The sequence below is a fragment of the Micromonospora sp. GCM10011542 genome (assembly GCF_042650685.1).
In the GTDB taxonomy this organism is placed as follows: Bacteria; Actinomycetota; Actinomycetes; order Mycobacteriales; family Micromonosporaceae; genus Micromonospora.
Genome location: NZ_JBHSBO010000040.1, coordinates 387,127 through 409,934, shown reverse-complemented (window position 1 = coordinate 409,934; position 22,808 = coordinate 387,127). Strand labels below are relative to the sequence as shown.

The window sequence follows — 22,808 nt, the reverse complement described above, 5'->3', positions numbered from 1 at the left end:
GCCCGGCGGATCAAGCTCCCCCCACCCGCACCGGGCTCGACGACCGACGCCGCTGGATCGGTCACGTGGGACTGGAAGCCGAGGAAATGTCGTACGGGTCCCGTTAGCTGCCGAGCATGTCTCCGCCGTGGGTGGGGTCACCGCCAATCTGTTGTGGATGGACGCCGAGGACAGCGCGGCTCACGGGGCGCGTGGCACCATTCCGTGGCACCCGCGCAGCAGGATCTGAGGAAGGACCAGGCATTGAGTGCGAGCGCGTCCCTGGTGGACACGAGGATCTACCGGCAGGCGTCGCGTGTGGTCGGCGACACCGTGGCCCTTGCGACGTCGGCTCCGGACCGGGTTGACGAACAGGCCTTCTTCGCCGGTTTCGTGCGTACGCCTCGGGTGGTGGCCGGCGGGCTCCTGGCGCTGGCCGACATCGCGGCCGCCGACTTCCGGCCGGTGCGTAGTCCGGGAGGCCGCGATCCGGTGGTCACCGGCGACGGCGAACGGTTACGGCTCGAGGCGCTGTCGGCCTGCGGCGGCGTGTACGGGCGCCTGGACCTGGCCGCCGGCGAACTGGACGGCGCGCCGGTGGGTCAGGGGGTGACCAATGTGGACATCAACCCCGAGTTGTACTCCGCGCTGACCCGCGTCGGGGCCGGGGATCCGTTGCGCCTGGCGGTCGGCGAGGACGAACTCGCCGTGTCGACGCTCGACGGGCGCATCGTCGAGAAGCGGGTGCCCCTGCCGGATCGGTGGCTACGCGGGCTGGCCGAGGTGTCGGCGCACGCGCTGCCGATGGACCCGCGGTTGGAGCTTCGTCCGGGACGCGCAGTCGCGCTGCTGGCCGAGGTGTCGGCGCGCACCGGCCGGCGGACGCGGTGGTTGATGCCGGCCGCGACCGGGTGGCGCTCCACGAGCCGACCGGATCGCGGCGCGATCTGCGTGGCGGACGGATACCGACTGTCGGTGCTACGTCCGCTGCTTCCCCTCGCGCGCACCGTCACCCTCTACGCGCCGCCCGTCAGCGGCGCGCCGGCCCAGGTGAGCGGCTGGGTGCTCGACTTCGGCACGGCCCGGTTCACGCTGCTGCTGTCGACCGCCGTGAACCACGGCTTCGCCGGGGACGGTCAACTGCTGGCGGACCTCGGAGCCGGGTCCGCCGACACCGACGCCGATGCGTTGAGCGCGCTGCTGGTCACCGAGCCGGTCGTCGACCGGTCGTCGGTCGCCGAGCGGATGGGCTGGGACGGTACGCGGGCCACATCCGCCCTCGCCGCGCTCGCTACGGCGGGCCAGGTGGGCTACGACATCGCGGCGGCGTCGTCGTTCCACCGTCCGCTGCCCTACCGGGCCGATCTCGTGGCCGCGCTGCATCCACGGCTGGCGGCGGCGCGGGCGCTGGGGGCGGCGGGCGGGGTGGTGCCGACCGCCGCAGGCGTGGAAATCACCTCCGGCGGTTCGACCTATCTCGTGCATCGACGCGGCGCCGGGTACGCCTGCACCTGCGCCTGGTGGGCGGAGCATCAGGGCTTGCGCGGGCCGTGCAAGCACGTTGTGGCAGCGATGTTCAGCGAGGAGAACGGGGTGACGCGCGGTGAGTGACGTATGGCGCGAGGTGTGCGCGCGGATCGACGAGGCCGACTTCGACGGGCTCGCGGAGAAGCTCGCGGGTCTGGACGCCGGCGGGCGGGCCGCCCTGCTGCCGGCGCTGGAGGCGCACACGCCGACCCATGCCGAGCCGAAGCCGGTCGTGCTCCCCCCGCCCGAGCCCGAGCCGGAGCCGGAGCTGCCCACGTCGGGCACCTTCGGTTTCATGTTCATGGCCGCTCCTGGGGAGGAGATTCCCCGCGACCTCGCCGGGATCCGGGCGCTCATGGCCCGCCAGCGGTCCCAGAAGCAGGAAGGCCAGCGCGGCTTCGAGAAGCGGCGACTGGAGCGGCGGGCCATGCAAGAGGCCAGAGAGCTGAACGAGCGCCGCCACGCGGTCCTCGCCATGGCCGTGCTTGCGTGCACTCCCACCATCGCTGATGCGGTGAAGCGGTTGTACCGACCGTGGTCCGCGGGCCCGTCGCTACGGGTGTCACCCGAGATGGTGCCCGGCCTGATCGGGGCGCGCGGCGCCGATTGGGCTGCCAGCCTGTCCCGGCACCTGCTGCGCCGGTCCGGCTCGCGTATCCGGGGGGCCGCCCACTGGCCGTTCATCGAGGCACTCATGCGGGCCGTGGATGCCGGGCCACCGGACACGCCCGCGGCCGTGGCGCAGTACGTGGCGATGTGGCGCGGCAACTCCTCCCTGGCCGCTCTCCTGGCCGCCGACCCTTGGCTCGACCACGTGGTGCCGTACCTCTTCGACGACGACCGGGTGGCCGCCGCCTTCGTGACCGGCGTCGCCGGCCGGGTCTGGCCGCCTGCCCTGCTCGAGCTGGCCGCCAGCGGCCGGATCGACCGACGGACGCTCCTCGCGGGGTGCCTGCGTCGGTTGCGGGCCGGCGGGCGGAAGGGGCTGCTCCAGCCGTACCTCGACCTGCTCAGGCAACTGGCACCGACCCTCGACGAGTTGGCCGGGCACCGGCAGGAGCTGATCGGCCTGCTGACCGCACCGATGTCGACGGTCGCGAACTTCGCGTACACCGCGCTGCGCGATCTGCACCGGGCGTCCGCGCTGCATCCGGCCATCCTCCTGGAGATCACCCAGAGCATGCTGTCCCGCCCGGAGAAGACGCTGGTGAGGGCACATCTGACGTGGCTACGGACGCTTCCGCCCGAGCAGATGCTGGACGGGCTGGTGGTCGGACTGTTCCATCCGGTGCCCGAACTCGCTGAACGCACCCTCGACCTGATCGAGAGAGGGCTGCCGGCGCTGTCGGAGGACTCCCGGAAGCGGCTGCGGGACGAGCTGCCGGCGCTTGACGGCGCGGTCGCGCACCGGCTGGCCGGGCTGCTCGGCGCCGCGCCACCCGCTCCCGTTGCCGTTCCCGCGCGCGTCGCGGAGCCGCCGGCGGAGATGCCACCGCCGCTGGATCTCGGCGCGCTTGCCGGCGAGTTGACGATCGTGTTCCGCAAGGGCAACGACGACCCCGTCCGGCACGAGCTGCTGCTCGACGGGCTGGTCCGGGCGGCGCGGGGCGACCGCGTCGCTGCCGATCGGGTGCTGAAGCCGATGATCCCGCAGTGGTCCGGACCGTGGCCGGCCGTGGTCGCCGCCGCCACCGGCAGCTACGTGTCGGATGAGACGCCGTACCGGGTGGCGGAGTCGCATCCGGTGACGCGCTTCCTGGAACGCCGGGTCACCGAACTCGCCGCACGGCTACTCAAGGAGCCGCCACCGGCGCTGCTGGCCACGCCGGCCACCGTCGCCGGGCACGTCGATCCCGCCCGAGTGCTGGACCTGCTGCGGAAGGCCGAACACGACCGCTGGGAGCCGGGCCACGCCGACCTGACACAGGCCATCCTGCGGCTGCCGCGCGAGGTAGACGAGGTCGTCCAGGCCGGCGCGAGGCGTCTGGCCTCCCCCGCCGGGCGCCGGTTCGCCGCGGCGCTGGCCACCCGGGTCGAGCCGCGCACCAGGGTGGAGGAGGTCGGCCACCAGCCACACCGGTTCGGCCGGCGAATCACGCTGGTGGACGCGGCCGGCCTGCCGGCCGAACTCGCCGACCCGCTCGGCGCGATCCAACGGATCAACTACATCCAATGGACCGCGGACATGGCGCTGTGGCCGATGATCGCGCCGTCGCACCGGGAGGTCATGGCCGCGCACCTCCAGCCGTTCGTGGCCGCGACGGTGGAGCGGGGCAACATCACCACTGGGTTCCTCACCGGTCTCGCGATCGCGGACGGCCCGCCCGGCCCGGCGATGTGGTCGACCATGGCGTACGCGCTCGCCAACCATCGGCAACCCGTACGACTGGCGGCCGGGGATGCGCTCATCGCCCTCGCCGCCCGGCCGGACTGGGACAGCGCCGGCATCGGGGCGGACATCGGTGCCCTCGCCGCCGCCGGTCGGATCGTGCTGCAGCGGGTCGTCCAGCCGCTGACCGAGGTGCTCAGGGCCGGCGCCCGCGAGGCGGTCTGGCAGGTGACGTCGGCGGCACTGCCCGTGCTGCTGCCCGCCGGAGCCCGGCCGGGCCTGGCCGACCTGGTCACCCTCGCTGCCGACGCCGCACCCGGCGACCGCCCGGTCGACCTGCCGGACCTGGCCGCGCTCGCCACCGATCCCCGGCGAAACCGCCTCACCGAGGCCGCCCGCCGGCTCGCTGCCCGCACCGCCAGCGCCAGATCCGTGCCGTGAGATCCGGGCCAGGCGTAGTTTCCAGCCCGTGTCCGACAGATACGACAAACTGGCAGTCCGCTTCCAAGCCGTCCTGACCATCACCATCATCACCGAGTGGCTCTGAGCGGCTTACGAAACACGCCTAGTTGCGGCTATCCGGCGCGGGCCGACGCGGCGGTATTGCTGGGCGCGACGACTCGTTCGGGCGTGCCAGCTCAGGCTGATGGTGGGTCGGCAATGATGCGCGCGAGAGTGCGTCGGCCCATCCGACTCATGGCGGCGTTGGTCTGGTGGTAGTACCAAACCACCCCCATTGCCTGCTGGAAGGCCCACGCTCTGCCGCGCTCCCATTCGAGATCGTCGCAGCCGAGTTGCTGCCGGAATGCCTGACGTGGCTCGCGTTCCAGCAGGTGCCAGGCACTCACGAGGTCAAGGGCAGGGTCGGTAGGCCCCAGTCCGCCCACGTCGAGAACCCCGGCCAGCCGCCCGTCGGAGACGAGGACGTTTCCCGGAATGAGATCACCATGGTTCATCCTGTCCGGGGCCTCGCCCCGCGGCAGTTCCCTCATGACCTCCCAGATCCGGCGGAGCAGCGGGACGTCCAGCAGCGTCTCGCTGTGTCCGAAGCAGGTTTCCATCTACCCGTCGTGCGCTGGTAGCTCGCCACCGCGACCCTGGCCTGTAAACGTGCGTCCCCGTGTGTCGATGGCTCGCACGCCACTGACGAATTCGGCGAGATCGTGCGCGAACGCGACCGAGTCGCGTGGGTCCTTATCGGTGGCTACGACACCGGGTACCCACGTCTGTACCGACCATGGAAGCGGGTAGCCGGCGCCGGGTTCACCGATGGCGACCGGCTCGGGGGTGGGGAATCGCGTACGACCCATCAGTTCTCGGGCCGCTTCCGCTTCGCGTTCCAGCCAGCCCTGCGCCGCGTCGACCTTACGCGGCTGAAGGGGGAACCGGGCCGTGAACCGCTCCCCGATACGGAAGATGGCATTGACCGTTCCCTGCGAAGCGACGCGCCTGAGAGGCAGGCTCCGCCACTCGGGGAACTGCGCGTCCACCAGCTCGCGCACCGCGGTGAGTGAGACTGTGAGCTGGCCATCGTGCATCGGCACATCCGGCGATAGGGGTGGGTGGTGGGTAGAGGCTGGCACGACAATCATCCTTAGTCAGGTGTTCTGGGCGGCGGCTGTGGCTCGAGGGTGGCCGGTGGCAGGGCTTGACGCCAGGTGGCGGGCAAGAGCGATCGCGGCGAGGAGCGCCAGGAGCGCGCAGACCCCCAGCCACCCGAAGTGGGCGTAGGCGCGGGCTCCGAGCCAGGAGCCGAGGCTGCCGCCGAGGTAGGCGCAGGTCATGTAGGCGGTGTTGAGTCTGCTCCGGGCTTCGGGCCGCAGGGCGTAGATGCGTACCTGGTTGGCGACCATGCCGGACTGCATCCCGACGTCGAGCAGCAATGTGCCGAGCGCCAGTGCCGCGAGGCCCCTCGCCCCGCCGAGACTGGCGAACGCGAGGACGGCGGCCGAGGCGATGATCCCGAGCAAGCAGGCCAGATTCACCGCGTCGCTGCCCCGACGGTCCACCTGCCGTCCGGCGACCGGGGTGCACAGCATTGTCGCCGCGTTGACCAGTGCGAGCGTTCCGACCGCCGGTGCGCCCAAGTCGTATGTGGGGCCGGTTAGCAGCAGTGCGACGGCGGTCCAGACCGCGGAGAAACCGGCGAAGACCGTCGCCTGGTAGAAGCAGGAGCGGCGCAGGTCGGCCTCGGTGCGCAGCAGGCGCAGCGACTCGGCCAGCAGCGCCGGGTACCGGTGTCCGGACGACGGCCGTGTCGTCGGCAGTACGCGGGCCATGACCACGGCGATGAGCAGCACGGCTACTGCGGCCGTCAGGTAGGGGGCCCGCCATCCGAGCCAGTCGCCGATGGTGCCTGCGACGGTGCGGGACAGCAGCATGCCAGCGATGGAGCCGCTCAGCAGGGTGCCGCTGACGACGCCGCGCTGGTCGTCGGCGACGAGGCCGGCTGCCATGGGGCCGATGATCGGCGCGACCACGGTCGTGACCCCGACGAGGGCACTCGCCGCGACGAGCGGCGGCAGCGCGGGTGCGGCGCTTGCGGCGAGCAGCCCCAGCCCGGTGAGGCCGAGCAGGGTGACGATCAGCGGGCGGTGCGGGAGCCGATCGCCGAGCGGCACCAGCAGGAAGATCCCGGCGGCATAGCCGAACTGCACCGCGGTCACCATCACGGCGGCCGAGTCTCCGCTGACATGCAGGCTGGCGGCGACCAGCGGGCTGATCGTCTGGGGGAAGTAGATGTTCCCGACGGCGACCCCGCAGGTGAGGGCGAGGAGCACCAGCAGCCTGCGACTCACGACCCAACCGCCGGTCCGAAAGCGTTGATCACGTCAGTCCACCGGCCCGCCGGCGACGTAGATGACCTGGCCGGAGACGTACCCGGCTTCGGGGCTGACCAGGTACGACGCGGTGTGCGCGATGTCCTCGGGCTGGCCGACCCGGCGCACCGGGATGGTCTGCGCCACGATTCGCTGGTGCTCCTCGAAGCTGCGGCCCCGCCGCTGGGCCCCGACCCTGGTCATGTCGCTGACCACGAAGCCCGGCCCGATGGCATTCGCGGTCACGCCGTGCTGCCCGAGCCGCAGCGCGAGCGATTTGGTGAAGCCGATCAGACCGGCCTTCGCGGCGGCGTAGTCGACGCGGCCGGAATCGCCGAGCGCGGAGATGCTCGACATGTTGACGATCCGTCCCCAGCCGGCCGCCATCATGTAAGGGGTCACGGCCCGGGTCAGGAAGAACGCCCCACGCAGGCTGACACCAACGACCGCGTCCCACTGCTGCGTGCTGGTCTCCTCGACGCCGGCGTTGGGGCCGCCGATGCCAGCGTTGTTGATCAGCACCGTCGGCGATCCCAACTCGGCGGCGATCCGAGCGACAACGGCGGTCACGGCCGACTCGTCGTTGACGTCGGCGGCGAACGCCGCCGCTGTTCCGCCGTCGCGGGTGATGGCATCCGCGGTGCCGGCGCAGTCTTCCTCGACCAGGTCGACCACGGCGACCGCGAGGCCATCACGCGCCAAACGCCTGGCCACCCCGGCGCCGATGCCGCGTGCCGCGCCCGTGACGATCGCCGTGCGCTGCCGATTGGCCTGGTCTGTCATGTTGATCTGGTGTGTCATGCCTGGAAGTCCACGGCACGGGTCGGTGGTCACCAAACGATGTAGCTTATGACTTAATGATCAGCTTCCTGCTCAGCGTCGAGGACCTCGCGGATACCCGCTTCGCGATCTCACCGATCTACCAGACCGTGCTCAGCCTGCGGGTATTGCGCGAGCCCGGCTTGTACGCGCTGCACCTGCCGTGGCGCAGGTCGGTTCTCGGCAGACTCGATGCGCCCGGTGCCGACCTGCTGATGTCCCTGGTCGGGCCAGACCGCGCCGTTGCGGATTTCCTGACGCCCCGGCCGACGGAGTTCGCCGTGACCTTCGAAGAAGAGTTGGCCGCAGTACGCCGGACGCCTCCGGATGTCGTTCGCCGCGACGTGTTGGCCGTGTACGTACGTGGCCGGCTTCCGGACATCTTGCAGGAGATCACCGCGGACGACGATGCTCCTGCCCTCGCACTCCGCGATGCCATCTGCGACCACCTGCAGCGTTACTGGGAGATCGCGATCAAGCCGACCTGGCCGCAGATGCGACTCGTCCTGGAAGCAGACATGACCTACCGCGCCCGACAACTGGCCGTTGGGGGCGCGCGCCTGCTCTTCGCCGACATGCACCCGAATCTGCGCTGGCAGGACGGCGTCCTGCACATCGACAAGATGATCGGCAGGCACCACGTCGCGGCAGCCGGCCGAGGACTGCTGCTGGTGCCGTCCGTGTTCTCCTACAAGCCCGCCCCGCCAGTCAGCCCGCAGGAACCGCCAGTGCTGGCATACCCCTGCCGTGGAGTAGCAACGCTCTGGGCGCCGACACCGACCGCCGACGCGACCGCCGTCACATCGCTCCTCGGCGCGCCCAGAGCGCGACTGCTCCACCTCCTTGCCGAACCGCTACCGACCGTGGAGATCGCCCGCCGGCTCACAGTCACACCCAGCGCCGTGTCACAGCATCTACAGGTCCTCCACGCGACAGGCCTGATCACTCGCGCCCGCGACGGACGGCACGTGCTGTACCGGCGCAGCCCTCTTGGCGACCAGGTGGTCGGCCAGTCGGCGGAGCAGTGATCCCAGTGGACCAAGGCGCTGCCTTCGGTGATCATGCCCACCAGTCACGTCAGACCACTCGCCTACGTACCACGGAAACCGCTACAACAGGCCCCTGAGCTGCGGGAGCCCGGTTCGGGTTCTGCCACTTTGAGTCCACCGTGCCGCGGCTGCAGGGCAACTGCCGGAGCCGACCGGAAAGGGAGCGCGCTCGGGAAGCTGATCATCCGGCAGACTGCCGCACGGGAGCTCTACGAACTCATCGCGCGAACCCCGAACCCCAAAGCCGAGCCTGCCATCGGCTGCTTGACATCCATAGGGGCATCAAACTCGCCGTCCGCCACCACGCCACCGTGCACATCGCCACGACCAACGAATTGGCTCCGACCCCGACTTATGAAACAGGGCCCAGTCCCTCAGTCTGTGGCGTCGTCGCGGAAGCGAGCAGGCCGCACGCCGCGCAGCTGGGCCACCTCCACGCCGTCGACGACCTCGGCGGCGACACACCGGCCAACGGTCGGCGCCAACGTCACCCCCGAGTGCGTCACCGCCACGTAGGCCCCGTCGACGCCGGGCAGCGGCCCGATGATCGGTAGGCCGTCGGCAGGCATCGGGCGTACGCCGAGGCGTACGTCGAGCAGACGCGCGTCCTCCGCGCCCGCGAAGGTGGCGGCGAGGCGGCGCAGCGTCTCCCGGCCGGTGCCGGTCAGGTCCTCCTGGCCAATCTCACCGGTGTAGCCGACGGCGGCCAGCAGGTGGCCCGGGGTGGTCTCCCGCACCTCGATCTGTGGGCTGGCCACCAGTGTCCGGACCAACCCCGGTGCGGCGGTGAAGCGCAGCAGCAGCGCCGGGGAGGCCGCGACGGGCAGGTCGAATCCCAGCGGCCCGCAGAGCATCGGCGTGTCCACCCCGGCGGCCACCACGACGGTGCGAGCGGTGATGAAGCCACTCGACGTCTCGACCCCCACGACCCGGCCGTCTCGCACCCGCAACGCGGTGACGGCGGTCCCGACCGCCAGTTGGGCACCATGGGCACGCGCCGCGCGGACCAGTGCCTCGGTGACCGCGACCGGGTCGACCGCCCCGTCGCTCTCCTTGTACAGGGCTCTGACCGGTGGAACCAGCAGGTTCGGCTCCAACCGGCGTACGTGCGCCGCGTCGACCAGGTGCTCGTCCTGCCCGAGGCACCGACTGTCGGTCGGCCCCTCCTCGTCCCAGGTCAGCGAGCCGGTCCACCGCACCCGCACGCCCGGCACGTCGCGCTCCAGCCGCCGGTAGTCGGCCAACACGCTGCGGCGAAGCGGCGTGCTGCCGTCCGGTGCGTCCACGCCGCTCGGGCCGCCGATCCAGGCGAACGAGTCGCCGGTGACGCCGGAGGCGGGGACGGACCTGTCCACCAGGGCGACCGCCGCTCCGGCCCGGGCCACCTCGTACGCGATCGCGGCACCGACGATCCCGGCACCCACCACCACGACGTCGACCACCCGCGCCCCTCCCTGCCGAGCCCCGGTCGGCTCGGCTCGAGCGTGCCGCACGCCCGCTCACGAGAGCAACGCAGTTGGCAGCGGCGGTACGCACGCCTGCACCGCCCGAATCAATCCCTGACGGGCGGTGGCAACAGTCCGTGCAGTACCAGGGCCGACAACGCGTCGGCCGTGCGGTTACGGTCGGCCGACGCGGTCGGTGCGGCGGCGGGGTCGAGCCGGTCGGCGACCGGGTTCTGCGTCAGGGCCAGCGCCGGGCCGACGATCGCGAAGTAGAGGACGTGCGGGGCTACGGGCGGGATGCGCCCCGCCTCGACGAGAGCCGTGACCGTCGGTGTGATGCTGTCCCAGAACGGCTGGATGAAGCGCTGGTGCAGGTAGTCCAGGCGGTCGGAGTCGCGAGTGGACTCGTCGGCGATCAGTCGGCTCAGTTGCGAGGCGTTCGCCGCCATGCGGTAGAGCTGGCCGACCGCGCTTCTCAGCCGTTCGTCGTCGTCGCGGTACCGGCCCAGCAGCGCTTCGCGCTCGGCTTGGATGTCGGAGAGCGCGAAGTCCACCACTGCGCGCCAGAAGCTCGCCTTCGACCCGTACCGGTCATTGATGAAGTTGTGGCTGACGCCGAGCCGGCGTGCCAGCTCCCGCACGGTGGTCGTGTCGTAGCCGAGCTCCGCGAACGTGTCGAGTCCCCGGCGGAGGACCTCGTGCTCGTCAAGCTGGACGGGGGCGTTCTTCCGTCGGGTCTTCATCCGACTCCTTCCGACCGGTTCGTGCCCCCGGATCCGGGCATACGTGGTGCGACAGATCACTTCTGACGCTTGTCAGATGTAGCGTAGCCTGGCGCTTGTCAGAACCTACTCCGGAGAGATCCCGAGTGCAGGACGAGAGGTCGTTCAAATGGCACTGCAAGGTAAGGTCGCGCTGGTAACGGGAGCATCGCAGGGCATCGGCAGGAAGATCGCCGAACGCCTCGCCGGCGACGGAGCCAGCGTGGTCGTCAACTACTACCCGTCGTCACGTCAGGACGCCGAGGACGTCGTACGCGGCATCCAGGCGGCTGGCGGCATCGCGATCGCCGCGCCGGCCGACATCGCCGACGCCGCGCAGCTACGCGGGCTGTTCGACGTCGCCGAGAAGGAATTCGGCCACCTCGACATCGTGGTGCTCAACGCCGCCAACACGGCCCACGGCACGATCGTCGACACGACAGACGATCAGTTCGACGCCATCTTCGCCACGAACGTGCGCGCGGGGTTCATCGCGCTGCGCGAGGCCGCGATCCGGCTCCCCGAAGGCGGACGGATCGTCGCCATCTCGGCCGGGCTGACCCTGATGCCGCGTCCAGGAACCGGCATCTACGCGGCGAGCAAGGCCGCCGTCGACCACCTGGTCCGGGTGCTGGCCAACGAGGTGGGTGCCCGCGGCATCACGGTCAACAGCGTGCGGCCCGGGGCGGTCCTGACCCCGGCGCTGCTCAGCGCCGGACAGGCCGTCATCGACGCTGAGGTCGCGAAGACACCGCTCGGCCGGGTCGGTGAGCCGGAGGATATCGCCGACATCGTCCGCTTCCTGGTCTCCGAGCAGGCCCGCTGGATCACCGGCCAGACGATCGGAGCCGGCGGGGGCATGTTCTGACCCGCTGCCCAGGGCGGGTCGGTGGTGGTGGCCCCGACCGACCCGCGAGGCGAGGTGGGTATCGGGCGTTGTCCGGCTGGCGCGCTAGCGGGCCTGGACCGCCGGCGCCGGGTGGCGCTTCATCTCCTCCATGAAGGGAAACGCGGCGGTGAGGTCGGCGAGCGTCACCCCGGTGCGCCAGGCCGCGGCCACCCGCGCCACCTGGACGAGGTCCGTGGTGTCACCACGGGCCTGCGCCTCACCGGAGACCCGCACGTCGATCATGAAGTACCGGGCCTGGGCGCCCAGCCCAACGCAGACGACGCCGTGCTCGGAACTCGCCTCGGCGCAGGTGAATCGGCTACGCCCCTGCTCGGGCGCGGTCACCTGACCGATGTCGAGCCCCTGCCGGGCGGCGGTCTCGACGAGCGCGGGAGCCAGACCCCCCCGCTCGACCAGGTCCGGGTAGAGGCGCACACCCAGCGCCGCGGACACGTCGCTCATGACTGACTCCCACTTCCTCGTGACAGAGACCAGCAGCGCGCGCAGGTTACGGGAATGTTTCCAGCGAGCCAGGTCATCCTGTCCCCCCTGGACGCCTCAGGGCAATAGGAACAGTCGATTCGACCTCCATCGGAGTACGGGCGCTCCTCCTACCAGGGCAGCCGACCCTCGGCGTCGAAGTAGCCGCCGGTCGGGCCGTCCGGGCCCACCTGCGCCATGCGGACGATGATCTCGGCGCCCTGCTCGACGGTCTGGACGCCCGTGCGCAGGTTGAGGTCCGTGGCCGTGAAGCCGGGCTCGACCGCGTTGATGCGCATGTTCGGGAAGGCCTTCGCAAACTGCACGGTCACCATGTTGACGGCGGCCTTCGACGCCGGGTAGGCGACGCCCGGGTACATGTAGGTCGGGGTTCCCGGATCGGTGACCCGGGACATCGAGGCCAGGCCACTGCTGAGGTTCACGATGACCGGGGCCGCGGAGCGCTGGAGCAGCGGCAGGAACGCGTGGGTCACCCGCACCACGCCGAAGACGTTCGTCTCGAACGTCTCCCGCATCATGTCGGCGGTCACCTCCGCCGGACCGTACACACCGCCGTCCGGCTTCCGCTCCTCGACGCCGGCGTTGTTGATCAGCACATCCAGCCCCCCGTCGGCCTCGATGGTCTTCGCCGCGGCCGCGACCGACGCGTCGTCGGTGACGTCGATGAGGATCATCCGCGCGCTCAACTCCTCGGCGGCGCGCCGTCCGCGATCGGCGTCGCGACTGCCGATGTACACGGTGTGACCTGCTGCGATGAGTCGGCGGGCCGTCTCGAAACCGAGCCCCTTGTTGGCTCCGGTGATCAATGTTGTCGTCATGAATCCAGGCTATGAACCGTCGGTACGCGTAGGCATCGTTCCTGTTTTCCTGGGACTGCCGATACCAGCCATGTTCGCGTCGGGCGGGGCAGACTGGTGGGCATGGCGACGACGGAATTCGGACACACGGTGCGTCGCTGGCGCGAGCAGCTCGCGCCGGACACCGTCGGGTTGCCCGCCGGCGGACGCCGGCGCGCGATCGGGTTACGCCGCGAGGAGCTGGCCCTGCTGGCCGGGATCTCCGTCGACTACCTCACCCGCCTGGAGCAGGGCCGCGCGTCCAACCCGTCGACGCAGGTGGTCGAAGCCCTGACCCGGGCACTGCGACTGCCGGCAGTCGAGCGCGCACACCTGTTCCGGCTGGCCGGGCTGGCGCCACCGGGTCCGGAAGCGGTGCCCGCGTACATCAGCCCGAGCGTGCAGCGGCTGCTGGACCGGCTGAGCGGGACGGCGGTGGCGGTCTACGACGCGTCGTGGACGCTGCTGGTGGCCAATCCGTCGTACGGGGCGTTGATGGGCGACCCGTCGGAGTGGCGGGGCCACCAGCGCAACGGCGTCTGGCGACACTTTCTCGGGCCGGGCGGCCGGGTGCGGCACACGCCGGAGTCGCGGCGCGGGTTCGAGGCGGCACTCGTCGCCGACCTCCGCGTGGCCGCCGGCCGCTACCCGGCCGACCAGCGGCTGCGGCGGCTGATCGCCGACCTGCGCGCGAACAGTGGCCGGTTCGCCGAGCTGTGGGAGTCCGGCGCCGTCGGCCGGCACGAGGCGGCGCGGAAGACCGTCGACCACCCGCAGGTCGGCCCGCTGACGCTGGACTGCGACGTGCTCACCGTCGCGGGCAGCGATCTCCGCATCATGATCTACACGGCGGAGCCCGGTACCGAGGACGCCGACCGCCTCGCGCTGCTCACCGTGCTCGGCACCCAGGTCCTCGCCGGCTGACGAACCCCGGGCCGCGTCGCGGTTGCCGTGATGGTCAGCGGCCCGTACCCCGGTAGAGCCGGCTGACCGTCTCGGCGACACAGACAGGCTTGCCGCCCCGGTCGCTCTCCACGGTCACCGCCGCGACCATCTGCACCCCGCCGTCGATCGGGGACACCTCGGCGATGGTGGCGGTGGCCCGCACCGCGGCGCCGACCCGGACCGGGGCGGGGAACCGCACCCGGTTCAGCCCGTAGTTGACGCCCATCGCCACCCCGTCCACCCGGTAAAGACCGCCGGCCAGCGCCGGCACCATCGACAGGGTCAGGTAGCCGTGCGCGATGGTGCCCCCGAACGGTCCGGCCGCGGCCCGTTCCGGGTCGACATGGATCCACTGGTGGTCGTCCGTGGCGTCGGCGAAGAGATCGACCCGGCTCTGCTCGATGCGCAGCCAGGGGCCGGGGCCGATGGACGCGCCGACCGCGGCGGCGAGCTCGTCTATCGAGGTGAAGACTCTCATGCGGGGTGTCCTCTGCTAGAAGGCGTTGACGCCGGTGAGCGCGCGTCCGATGAGGAGTTGCTGGATCTGGCTGGTGCCCTCGTAGAGGGTGGCGACCCGGGCGTCGCGCAGGTACTTGCCGACCGGGTACTCGTCGATGTAGCCGTAGCCGCCGAAGACCTGGACGGCGTTGTTCGCCGCGCGGACGGCGGCCTCGCTGGCGAAGAGCTTGGCCATCGACGCCTCGGTGGCGAACGACTCACCGCGGTCGATCAGGTCGGCCACCTGCCACACCAGCAGCCGGGCCGCGGCGGTGTCCACCGCGATGCCGGCGAGCAACTGCTGGACGAGCTGGTGGCCGGCGATCGGCTTGCCGAACTGGGTCCGCTGCCCGGCGTAGCCGACGGCGGCGTCCAGGCAGCCCTGGGCGATGCCGACGCAACCCGCGGCGACCGACATCCGGCCCTTGGCCAGGGTGCCGAGCGCCAGGCGGAACCCCCCGCCCTCCGGGCCGAGGCGTGCCGTGTCCGGCACCCGTACGTCGTCGAAGCGCAGCTCTCCGGTGGCCTGCCCGCGCAGGCCGAGCTTGCCGTGGATCTCCCGCCGGACCAGCCCGGGGCTGCCGGTCGGTACCAGGAACGCGGTGACGCCCCGGTGCCCGGGGCCGCCGGTGCGGGCGAAGACCAGCGCGACGTCGGCGGTGGTGCCATTCGTGATGAACGTCTTGGTGCCGGTGAGCAGCCAGTCCGTGCCGTCGCGGATCGCACGGGTGGTCAGCGCGGCGGCGTCGGAGCCGCTGTCCGGCTCGGTGAGCGCGAAGCAGCCGAGGGCGGCGCCGGAGCAGAGCCGAGGCAGCCACTCGGCGCAGTGTGCGGCCGACCCGTGCGCGGCAATCGACTTCGCGACCAGGCCGAGCGAGACCGAGACGATGCCGCGGACGGCCGAGTCTCCCCGGCCGAGTTCCTCCAGCACCAGGCAGTACGCGAGGTGATCGCCGCCGGATCCGCCGTCGGACTCGGGGATGGTCAGCCCGAGGAAGCCCAGGTCGCCGAGCGCGCCGACGATGGCCGGGTCGACCGACTCGCGCCGGTCCCAGGCCGCCGCGTGGGGTACAAGCTCCCGGTCGACGAACTCGGCAGCCAGCTGGCGGACCGCCGTCTGCTCGGCGGAGAGGGTGAACTCCATGACGCCCTAAACTAGCGGTGATAGTTTTCGTCGTCCAGAGCGGACGGACCGATCGGCGGTCACCGGTCGGACGCCAGCCCGGCGTGCCGCTCGGCGGCGAACGCGCGGGCCAGCTCGGTACGGGACCGGATGCCGAGCCGGTGGAAGACGTTGCGCAGGTGGTGGTCGACCGTCCGGGTGGAGAGGAACATCCGGGCAGCGATCTCCCGATTGGTGGCGCCCTCCGCGACCAGCTCGGCGACCCGCAGTTGCTGGCCGGTGAGCAGCCGCACCGCCGGCAGGTCCGGCGGACCGACCGACTCGCCCGCGGCGCGCAGCTCCGCCGTAGCCTGCTCGGCCCAGCACCTCGCCCCGAGCAGGGTGAACGTCTCGCGGGCCCGGTGCAGGTGCCCACGGGCGTCGCGCGGGTGCCGGCTACGGCGCAGCTCCTGACCGAAGAGCAGCTCGGTACGTGCCCGCTCGAACGTGCCGGCCTCCGTCGGGTGCAGCCGCAACGCGGCCAGAAATCCGCGTTCGGCCTCGGCGCTGCCCCGCGGCGCCAGCAGCGCGTGACACCGGGCGGAGAGGGCCCGCCGGGACGGGCTCGACGTGCTGCTGGCCCACCGGTCGAACACGGCGAGCGCGGCGAGCGCCGCCGGCCGGTGCGGCAGGTGGGCGGCCGCCTCCACCAGGTACGGGGTGGCCATGACCTGCACGAGGACCTGTCCCCGGCCGGTGCGGGGCCGGGCCAGCGACGCCAGCCGGGCCGCCGCTTCGGGGTGCCGGCCCTCGACCAGGTCGAGCACGGCGAGGGCCCACCCGGCGAGCGCGTGCGGCCGGCTGCCCGGCGTCGCTTGCTCGCCGATCTCCCGGATCCGGCGCAGGCTGGTGTCCCGGTCGGCCCGAATGGCGGCGAGCACGGCGAGCATGCCCAGGTGGACGTGGGCGCAGTTGACCTGGCCGGTGTCCCGGGCGACCCGCAGCCCGGCGCGGGAGGTCTCCGCGGCGGCCTCGTGCCGGCCCAACCAGTACTCGGCGACCGCCCGCAGCTCCAGCGCCCGCGACAGCATGGACAGCTCACCCCGGGCCCGGGCCAACGCGACGGCACGCTCGGCGAGCCGGTGCGCCGCGCCGTCCACTGCCACCAGCAGGCCGGCGGCGGTCGCGCAGGTGAGCGCCGTCGGGGTCAGCGCCGGCCCGGTCAACCGGCCACCCAGCACGACGGCCCGGCGCAGGGCGGGACCGGCTCGCTCGTGGTCGCCCCGCAGGGTCGCCGCCACCCCGGCCACCAGGGCGGTCATCAGCTCGGTGGCGGGCGGGTCCGTGGAACGCCGCAGTTCCCGCGCCCGCCGCGCCACCTCGGCGTACCGGTACTGGTCCCCGGAGAAGCAGACCGCCTCGCCGGCCCGCACCAGCGCGGTCAGGGCGAGCGTGCGATCGGTGCCGGCCAGCGCTTCGCCGGCGGCCAGCAGAGTGGTCGAGGCACCCTCGGCGGCACCGCACCGCAGCTCCAGCTCACCGCGCAGCAGGTCGGCGTGCCCGGTCACGGTCGGGTCGGCGGGTACGGCGCGGAGGCGGTCCAGCAGCAGCCGGGCCTGGTCCGGCTGTCCCGCCGCCCAGGCGTACCGGGCGGCGGTCAGCAGGCGGGCGGCGGCGCGGCCCGGCTGGTCGGTGAGTTCGGCGGCCCGACGCAGCGCCGCCGAGGCGGCGGCCCAGCCGCCCTCCCCATCGACCGCCGCCTGTTCCAGCTCGGCGGCCAGGGCCGGGTCGGTGCCCGCCGCCGCGGCGGCGAGGTGCATCGCGCGGCCGAGCCGGTGCCCGGTGCCGTCGAGCACACCGGCGAGCAGCCGGTGCGCCGTGCGGCGCTCCGCCAGCGGTGCGCTGGCCGCGACCATCGCGCGAGCCAACGGCTGCGGGAACGTGACGCCGCCCGGCTCGACGCGGACCAGGCCGGCGACCTCGGCCGGGGCGAGCGCCTCGATCGAGGTGCCGGCGGCCCGCGCCGCCCGGCTCAGGGTCGCGGGCTCCCCGGCCTCGTCGAGCGCGGCGAGCAGCAGCACCCGTCGGGTGTCCCCCGGCAACCGGTCCAGGCGAGCCCGGTACGCGCGGCTGAGCGCACCGTCGGCCGGTGGCGCGGCGGGCAGCGCCTCCTCCCCCCGCGACTGCCCGGGGCTGAGCGCCTCGGCCAGATCCACCAGGGCCTGCGGGTTGCCGCCGGCGGCCACGGCGAGTGCCGCCGCGACCGGCTCGGCCGGCCGCTCGGGCAGCCGGTCGGTGAGCACGGCGCGGCTCGCCCGGTCGTCCAACGGTTGGAGCCGGTACGCGGGGATCCCGTCGACCGTGCTGGTAACGCCCGCGGTGAGCAGGACGGCGATCGGCAGGTGCCGCAGTCGTCGGGCCACGAAGGCCAGCGCCTCGGCGGTGGGGCGGTCACCCCGGTCGACGTCGTCCATGGTGCACAGCAGCGGACGGTCCCGGGCCGCGGCGGCGAGCAGCCCGAGCACGGCCATCGACAGCGCCAGCCTGCGGTCGGCGGGGCAGCCCTCTCCGTCGAGGGCGCGCCGCAGCAGGCGCAGTTGCCGGTCCGGGAGGGCGGCCGCCCGGTCGAGCACCGGGTCGAGCAGGCGCTGCATCCCCGCGTACGGCAGCGCGGCCTCCTCGGCCAGCCCGGTGCCGGCGAGGGTGGTGCAGCCCTGGGCGTACCGGTGGGCGTAGCCGAGCAGCGCCGTCCGGCCCGATCCGGGCTCCCCCTGCAGGAGCAGCGCGCCCCCACCGCCGGCCACGCCGTCGAGCAGGTCGCGGATCGCCCGGCACTCGTCGTCCCGGCCGTGCAGCACGGTTATTTGCACTCCCGATGCAGCAACCATGCATTCAGTGTCACCTATCGGTAACCAGTTGGAAAGAGTCGCGGGACGTTAGCGGGCCGTGACCTCGGCGAGCAGGGCGCCCACCGTCCGGGTCATCACCCCTCGGGCCGAGTCCACGCCCAGCCCAAGGCCGTCGCGCAGCATCGACCAGGCCGGCCACATGCTGGCCGCGATCAACGCGTTGAGCAGCTGCTCCCGCCCCCGACCGGCCTGCGCCAGCTCGGCTGCGAAGAGTTGCTCGACCTCACCGCGAACCCGGTCGATGTGCTTGAGCCGGTTGCGGTGCAGTTGGTCGGAGACCGGCTCGCGCATCTGCGCGGCCCGCGCAGACGGCGCGACGAGCTGGAGCAGCCGGGCCCGCTGCCGGCAGTACGCGTCGACCCGCTTGGCCAGCGGCAGCGCGGGCGAGATCGGCCGGTAGGCGGCGTCCTGCTGGCGGAGCACCTCCGCGCCACTGGCCTCGAAGAGCGTCTCCATGTCCCGGAAATTGGTCCAGAGCGTCCGCAGCGAGATGCCGGCGCGCTCGGCGATGCGTTCCCCGGTCGGCCGCAGGTCACCCTCGGAGATGAGCGCGAGGTGCGCCTCGACGATGGCCGCCCGGGTGCGCTCGGCGCGGGCGGTCCGCCCGTCGACCCGGTCCGCTGAATCCACCCCGTTCATCGGCCTCCGCCCCTTCATCGCCACGACGCCCCCCGGCGCGCCGACGAGTCTAGACAGGTCGTTCGGGCGGCCCGACCCGTCCACACGCCCTCGGCCACCGGCCGCCGGCAGGGGCGACCCACCCGCGCACCGTCGGGCGCCGGCCGATGGGCGCTGGTCCGACCGATCCCCCGCTCGACACCGGCGACGACGGCGGGTCCATCCGCAGGCCGACCTGAATTTGCATCCACGATGCAAATATTAGGAGCAGCGATCGATTCCGGTCAACGTCGATGATGATCCACTCGGTTCGAGCGGATCGGGGGCCATCACCCCGACCGACTCGATCGAGCGGAACAGCGCGCAGGTTCGACCGGGCGCGGTCGCGGCGGTATGCCAGGCGACCACGCCCGGTCGGCGACCGGATGCGGCGGCGGTCAGGAGACGGTCGGCACCCCGTTGGCCGGCGGCGGCGCCGGCACGGCCGGGTACTCGTTGACCGGGCCACCCTCCTCGTCGGTCTCGTACGTCGGCCCGAAGTAGCTCTGCACTCCCCCGCTCACCCGGCTCAACCGCTGCCCGCCGTAACCTGAGTGGTCGTCGGCGGAGAAGCGCAGCGGCGCCAGCCCGGGGCCCTGGAAGCCGCCCTTCTCCACGGCCTTGAGCACCGACTCCCGGGTGAGGTCCTTGCCGGCGGCGAGGAGCGTCTGCACGAAGAGGTAGCCGACCGACATGCCGTAGACGACGTTGCCGTCGAACGGCGCGTCCCCGTTGTGCGACTTGTTGATCCTCGTGAAGAGCTGGATCCACGGGTTCGCCGTGTCGTTCTGCATCGGCAGGTAGTTGGTGCCGATCATGCCCTCCAGCAACGGCGCGGCGGTGCCGAGCTGCTTGGCCAGGGTCGGGTGGTCGGCACCGACGTTGGTGACCAGCCACTGTGGCTTGAAGCCCAGCCGGGCGGCGGTGCCGATGGAGAGCGCCGTGAAGCCGGGCACGGTGGCGAGGACGACGACCTGGCAGCCGCCTGCCTTGAACGCGCCGATCTGCGGGGCCACGTTGGTGTTGCTGGTGACGTAGGTCTGCTTGACCGCCACCGCGGTGGCACCGAGCACCCGCTCCACGCCGGCCAGGCTGTCCCGGCCGAAGTCGTCGTCCTGGCCCAGGAAGCAGAGCTTGCGGCCGGACAGGCTCGTCTTCACGTAGTTCGCCAGGATCTTGCCCTCGACGGTGTAGTCGGGGTTGAAGCCGAACGTGCCGGGATACTTCTGCGGCTGGTCCCAGCTCCGGCTGCCGGAGGCGACGAAGAGGTCGGGCACGCGGTTGCTCTTGAGGAAGTCGAGCACGCCGGTGTGCGTCGGTGTGCCGAGCCCGTTGAGGATGGCGAAGACCTTGTCCTGCAGGACGAGCTGCCGGACCACCTGCTGGGTGTTGGCCGGGTTGTAGCCGTCGTCCATGATCTTGTAGGTGATCTTCCGGCCATGCACGCCGCCGTTGGCGTTGACGTAGTCGAAGTACGCCTTCGTCGCCGGGGCGATCTTGGAGTAGCCGGCGGAGGCCGGCCCGGTGAGCGGCATGTGGGTACCGACCACGATCTCGGTGTCGGTGACGCCGGGCACCGATGCGCGCCCGGGACCGGACCCCTCGTCGCCGCCGCAACCGGCGGCGGAGATCAGCAGGGCCATCGTGCTGGCGATCACGAGACCGCGTCGTGCCATACGGTGCATGAAATCGGCCTTTCCTCGCTCGGATGTGGTGGTGAGGTGGGGCGCCCGGCCGGGGCCGGACCAGGACAGCTCAGGACCGTCGGCTCCTCCATCGGGTCAGCAGGGCCCGGCCGAGACGGGACAGCAGACCCTGCACGCCGCCGGGCGCGGCGATCATGACGACGATCAGGGTGATCCCGAAGATCGCCAGCGGGAGGTTGCCCTCCAGCCGCTGCGCCACGGCCGGCGAGAGGGTGACCAGTTCGGTCACGGAGTGGGTGAGGTCGGGCAGGGCCACCAGCAGAATGGCCCCCCACACCGCCCCGGCGAGCCGACCGAGGCCACCGATGACCACGGCCATCAGCAGGAAGAGCGACAGGGTCAGCGAGAACGCCCCGGGCGAGACGCTCTGCGCGAGCACCGCGAGCAGGGCGCCGCCGAGCCCGGCGGTGGCCGCGCTGACCACGAAGGCGAGGACCTGGGTACGGGCCACGTGGATGCCGGCGAGCCGCGCGGCCACCTCGTCGTCGCGCACGGCACGGAAGGTACGCCCGTACCGGCTGCGGACCAGGTTGGCCAGGAGCAGCAGGGCGAGCAGGGTGGCCGCGCCGGTGAGCCAGAGCTGCCAGCGCTCGTAGGGGAAGTACGGGCCGAGCGCCAGCGGTGGCGGCTCGACCGGCACGGACAGCCCCTGCTCGCCGTTGAAGACCCCGTCGAAGGTGACGGTCAGCGCCGGCACCACGACGGCGACGGCGAGGGTCACCCCGGCCAGGTACGGGCCGCGCAGCCTCGCCGCGGCCACGCCGATCACTGCGCCGAGGGCGACCGTGGTGAGGATCGCCACGCCGAGTGAGATCGGCAGCAGCCACTGACCGGTCATCCCCCGGTCGGCGAACGCGCTCTGGCAGAAGGCGACGGTGTACGCGCCGGTCGCCATCAACGCGCCGTGCCCGAGCGAGAGCTGGCCGTTGAGGCCGGTGAGGACGGTCAGCCCGGCGGTCGCGCACAGGTACGCCGCCACGGTGGCGAGCTGGAAGTTGCGGAACGGCTCGACGGTGTAGCTCGCTCCCACCAGCAGCAGCCCGGCGATGACCACGACGGCGAGATGACGCAGCAGGGTGGAGCCGCCCCGCCGCTCGGCCGGGCGGTCGTCGACGGCGGCCGGCCGGCGCTCCGGCGGCGCCGCCGCGCGGGTGGCGCTCACACCCGCCTCGCCGCGACCGGGGCGAACAGCCCGCCGGGGCGTACCAGCAGCACGGCCAGCAGCAGGACCAGCACCGCGAGCGGGGTGAGGTCGCTGCCGGCGTAGCCGCTGACGTAGGAGAGCAGCAGTCCCACCACCAACCCGCCGACCACCGCCCCTGGTGGGCTGTCCAACCCGCCGACCACGGCCGCGGTGAACGCCGAGACGAAGACCAGGTCCATCGCGTGCGGGTGCAGGCCCAGCTCGGTGGGGATGACCAGCATGGCGGCCAACGCGCCGACGCCGGACGCGAGCGCCCAGCCGAGGGTCAGCATCCCGCCGACGTTGACCCCGAGCAGGCGCGACACCTCCGGGGCGAAGGCCGCCGCGCGCATCCGCAGGCCGACCGCGGTCCGGGCGAAGATCCACGCGAGCCCGCAGACCACCACCGCGACCGTCGCGACGACGAACAGGTCGTACGGCGAGAGGACGGCGACCCCGCCCACGGTGAGGGCGGACCGGCTGAACGGCGCCTCGGCGGGCCGGAACTCGTTGCCGTACACCATGCCCAGCACGGCCTGGATGAGCAGCACCAGCCCGAGCGCGACGATCACCGGGTTGAGCGGCGACGCGTGGTCGACGAAGCGCATCACGGCGCGGTCCACCAGCGCGCCGAGGAGCAGCCCGACGGCGAGCGCGGCCAGGAAGCCCAGCCAGTAGGAGCCGGTCGCGGCCGACACCCCGTAGGCGAGGTACGCGGCGGCGACGGCCATCGCGCCCTGGGCGAAGTTGACCACCCGCGCGGCCCGCCAGATGAGCACCAGGGCCAGGGCGAACGCGGCGTAGACCGCGCCGCGGGACAGGCCGTCGACGGTGAGGAAGACGAAGCGGTCCAA

General features: G+C 72.3%; 18 protein-coding genes and 1 pseudogene. 5 read left to right on the top strand and 14 right to left on the bottom strand.

All coding sequences use genetic code 11. From position 1 onward, the window contains the following. Positions 1–243: 243 nt before the first annotated feature. Both ACFOW4_RS15260 and ACFOW4_RS15255 read left to right on the top strand, forming a co-directional pair. Positions 244–1,590 (top strand): SWIM zinc finger family protein, encoded by a 1,347-nt coding sequence (locus ACFOW4_RS15260; protein WP_377528086.1) that lies wholly within the window; start codon positions 244–246, stop codon positions 1,588–1,590. After that, positions 1,583–4,276 (top strand): DUF6493 family protein, encoded by a 2,694-nt coding sequence (locus ACFOW4_RS15255; RefSeq protein WP_377528084.1) that lies wholly within the window; start codon positions 1,583–1,585, stop codon positions 4,274–4,276. The genes ACFOW4_RS15260 and ACFOW4_RS15255 overlap by 8 nt, the downstream gene beginning before the upstream one ends. 197 nt (positions 4,277–4,473) lie before the next feature. Here ACFOW4_RS15255 and ACFOW4_RS15250 read toward each other — a convergent pair. The 3 genes and pseudogenes from ACFOW4_RS15250 to ACFOW4_RS15240 form a co-directional block, all read right to left on the bottom strand. Then, positions 4,474–5,325, bottom strand: a pseudogene (locus tag ACFOW4_RS15250) (aminoglycoside phosphotransferase family protein). A gap of 108 nt (positions 5,326–5,433) precedes the next feature. Beyond that, positions 5,434–6,633, bottom strand: coding sequence for an MFS transporter (locus ACFOW4_RS15245; RefSeq protein WP_377528082.1), 1,200 nt, complete (start codon positions 6,631–6,633; stop codon positions 5,434–5,436). 33 nt (positions 6,634–6,666) lie between these two features. Next, positions 6,667–7,455, bottom strand: coding sequence for an SDR family oxidoreductase (locus tag ACFOW4_RS15240; RefSeq protein WP_377528080.1), 789 nt, complete (start codon positions 7,453–7,455; stop codon positions 6,667–6,669). A 56-nt stretch (positions 7,456–7,511) separates the two neighbouring features. Here ACFOW4_RS15240 and ACFOW4_RS15235 point away from each other — a divergent pair, with 56 nt between their 5' ends. Beyond that, positions 7,512–8,501 (top strand): MarR family transcriptional regulator, encoded by a 990-nt coding sequence (locus ACFOW4_RS15235; protein WP_377528078.1) that lies wholly within the window; start codon positions 7,512–7,514, stop codon positions 8,499–8,501. Between the two features lie 395 nt (positions 8,502–8,896). On the opposite strand, the gene ACFOW4_RS15230 is transcribed toward ACFOW4_RS15235, so the two are convergent. Beyond that, positions 8,897–9,964 (bottom strand): NAD(P)/FAD-dependent oxidoreductase, encoded by a 1,068-nt coding sequence (locus ACFOW4_RS15230; RefSeq protein ID WP_377528076.1) that lies wholly within the window; start codon positions 9,962–9,964, stop codon positions 8,897–8,899. Between the two features lie 110 nt (positions 9,965–10,074). Continuing rightward, entirely contained in the window at positions 10,075–10,710 is a 636-nt protein-coding gene (locus ACFOW4_RS15225) for a TetR/AcrR family transcriptional regulator (RefSeq protein WP_377528074.1), read from the bottom strand. A 148-nt stretch (positions 10,711–10,858) separates the two neighbouring features. Between ACFOW4_RS15225 and ACFOW4_RS15220 the strand changes: the two genes are divergently transcribed. Then, on the top strand, positions 10,859–11,596 hold the full coding sequence (locus tag ACFOW4_RS15220; protein ID WP_377528072.1) for an SDR family oxidoreductase: 738 nt from the start codon (positions 10,859–10,861) through the stop codon (positions 11,594–11,596). A gap of 84 nt (positions 11,597–11,680) precedes the next feature. Here the strand turns inward: ACFOW4_RS15220 and ACFOW4_RS15215 are convergent, their stop codons facing one another. Then, positions 11,681–12,079, bottom strand: a complete 399-nt coding sequence (locus ACFOW4_RS15215) for a hypothetical protein (RefSeq protein ID WP_377528070.1) — start codon at positions 12,077–12,079, stop codon at positions 11,681–11,683. Positions 12,080–12,228: 149 nt separating this feature from the next. Beyond that, positions 12,229–12,936 (bottom strand): SDR family NAD(P)-dependent oxidoreductase, encoded by a 708-nt coding sequence (locus ACFOW4_RS15210; protein WP_377528069.1) that lies wholly within the window; start codon positions 12,934–12,936, stop codon positions 12,229–12,231. Positions 12,937–13,038: 102 nt separating this feature from the next. Here ACFOW4_RS15210 and ACFOW4_RS15205 point away from each other — a divergent pair, with 102 nt between their 5' ends. Beyond that, on the top strand, positions 13,039–13,878 hold the full coding sequence (locus tag ACFOW4_RS15205; RefSeq protein ID WP_377528067.1) for a helix-turn-helix transcriptional regulator: 840 nt from the start codon (positions 13,039–13,041) through the stop codon (positions 13,876–13,878). Positions 13,879–13,912: 34 nt separating this feature from the next. On the opposite strand, the gene ACFOW4_RS15200 is transcribed toward ACFOW4_RS15205, so the two are convergent. The 7 genes from ACFOW4_RS15200 to ACFOW4_RS15170 all read right to left on the bottom strand — a co-directional run bounded on the left by ACFOW4_RS15200 (position 13,913) and on the right by ACFOW4_RS15170 (position 22,808). Further along, positions 13,913–14,377 carry a MaoC family dehydratase gene (locus ACFOW4_RS15200; protein WP_377528065.1) on the bottom strand — a complete coding sequence of 155 codons (465 nt, stop codon included), beginning with the start codon at positions 14,375–14,377 and terminating at the stop codon, positions 13,913–13,915. Positions 14,378–14,392: 15 nt separating this feature from the next. Beyond that, a complete protein-coding gene (locus ACFOW4_RS15195; RefSeq protein WP_377528063.1) occupies positions 14,393–15,541 on the bottom strand; it encodes an acyl-CoA dehydrogenase family protein in 1,149 nt (382 codons plus the stop codon). A gap of 59 nt (positions 15,542–15,600) precedes the next feature. Further along, positions 15,601–18,387 carry a LuxR C-terminal-related transcriptional regulator gene (locus ACFOW4_RS15190; RefSeq protein ID WP_377528061.1) on the bottom strand — a complete coding sequence of 929 codons (2,787 nt, stop codon included), beginning with the start codon at positions 18,385–18,387 and terminating at the stop codon, positions 15,601–15,603. A 48-nt stretch (positions 18,388–18,435) separates the two neighbouring features. After that, entirely contained in the window at positions 18,436–19,047 is a 612-nt protein-coding gene (locus ACFOW4_RS15185; protein ID WP_377528059.1) for a TetR/AcrR family transcriptional regulator, read from the bottom strand. A gap of 416 nt (positions 19,048–19,463) precedes the next feature. Beyond that, positions 19,464–20,750 carry an ABC transporter substrate-binding protein gene (locus tag ACFOW4_RS15180; protein WP_377528057.1) on the bottom strand — a complete coding sequence of 429 codons (1,287 nt, stop codon included), beginning with the start codon at positions 20,748–20,750 and terminating at the stop codon, positions 19,464–19,466. 70 nt (positions 20,751–20,820) lie between these two features. Beyond that, complete coding sequence (locus ACFOW4_RS15175; protein ID WP_377528055.1) at positions 20,821–21,933, bottom strand: branched-chain amino acid ABC transporter permease; 1,113 nt, start codon at positions 21,931–21,933, stop codon at positions 20,821–20,823. Next, positions 21,930–22,808, bottom strand: coding sequence for a branched-chain amino acid ABC transporter permease (locus tag ACFOW4_RS15170; RefSeq protein WP_377528053.1), 879 nt, complete (start codon positions 22,806–22,808; stop codon positions 21,930–21,932). Before ACFOW4_RS15170 ends, ACFOW4_RS15175 begins: the two co-directional genes overlap by 4 nt.